The organism is Pseudomonas sp. FG36 (genome assembly GCF_057809275.1).
On the sequence record NZ_JBMDJQ010000082.1, the window covers coordinates 1 to 1,484 of the forward strand.

Here is a 1,484-nt window from a genome sequence, read left to right on the forward strand (position 1 = left end):
CGGGGCCATAGCTCAGCTGGGAGAGCGCCTGCCTTGCACGCAGGAGGTCAGCGGTTCGATCCCGCTTGGCTCCACCACTCTTTCAGGTTTCGCAGCACTGCTCAGAACTTAGAAATGAACATTCGGTGATGAATGTTGATTTCTGACTTTTGTCAGATCGTTCTTTAAAAATTCGGATATGTGATAGAAATAGACTGAATGCCAGTTTCACTGCTGGTTATTCAGGCTAAGGTAAAATTTGTGAGTTCTGCTCGAAAGAGCGACGTGCGAATTTTCGGCGAATGTCGTCTTCACAGTATAACCAGATTGCTTGGGGTTATATGGTCAAGTGAAGAAGCGCATACGGTGGATGCCTTGGCAGTCAGAGGCGATGAAAGACGTGGTAGCCTGCGATAAGCTTTGGGGAGTCGGCAAACAGACTGTGATCCAGAGATCTCTGAATGGGGGAACCCAGCCAGCACAAGCTGGTTATCTTGTACTGAATACATAGGTGCAAGAGGCGAACCAGGGGAACTGAAACATCTAAGTACCCTGAGGAAAAGAAATCAACCGAGATTCCCTTAGTAGTGGCGAGCGAACGGGGACCAGCCCTTAAGCTGGTTTGAGATTAGTGGAACGCTCTGGAAAGTGCGGCCATAGTGGGTGATAGCCCCGTACACGAAAATCTCTTGCCAGTGAAATCGAGTAGGACGGAGCACGAGAAACTTTGTCTGAACATGGGGGGACCATCCTCCAAGGCTAAATACTACTGACTGACCGATAGTGAACCAGTACCGTGAGGGAAAGGCGAAAAGAACCCCGGAGAGGGGAGTGAAATAGAACCTGAAACCGTATGCGTACAAGCAGTGGGAGCCTACTTTGTTAGGTGACTGCGTACCTTTTGTATAATGGGTCAGCGACTTATATTCAGTGGCGAGCTTAACCGAATAGGGGAGGCGTAGCGAAAGCGAGTCTTAATAGGGCGCTTTAGTCGCTGGGTATAGACCCGAAACCGGGCGATCTATCCATGGGCAGGTTGAAGGTTAGGTAACACTGACTGGAGGACCGAACCGACTACCGTTGAAAAGTTAGCGGATGACCTGTGGATCGGAGTGAAAGGCTAATCAAGCTCGGAGATAGCTGGTTCTCCTCGAAAGCTATTTAGGTAGCGCCTCATGTATCACTGTAGGGGGTAGAGCACTGTTTCGGCTAGGGGGTCATCCCGACTTACCAAACCGATGCAAACTCCGAATACCTACAAGTGCCGAGCATGGGAGACACACGGCGGGTGCTAACGTCCGTCGTGAAAAGGGAAACAACCCAGACCGTCAGCTAAGGTCCCAAAGTCATGGTTAAGTGGGAAACGATGTGGGAAGGCTTAGACAGCTAGGAGGTTGGCTTAGAAGCAGCCACCCTTTAAAGAAAGCGTAATAGCTCACTAGTCGAGTCGGCCTGCGCGGAAGATGTAACGGGGCTCAAACCATGCACCGAAGCTACGGGTATCA

The 1,484-nt window shown here is 50.5% G+C and carries 1 tRNA gene and 1 rRNA gene; both read left to right on the forward strand.

The features are described 5' to 3' along the window. The first annotated feature begins 1 nt into the window (after position 1). A tRNA-Ala gene (locus ACODS9_RS26500) sits at positions 2–77 on the forward strand. Positions 78–322: 245 nt separating this feature from the next. Further along, a 23S ribosomal RNA gene (locus tag ACODS9_RS26505) occupies positions 323–1,484 on the forward strand; the annotation flags it as partial.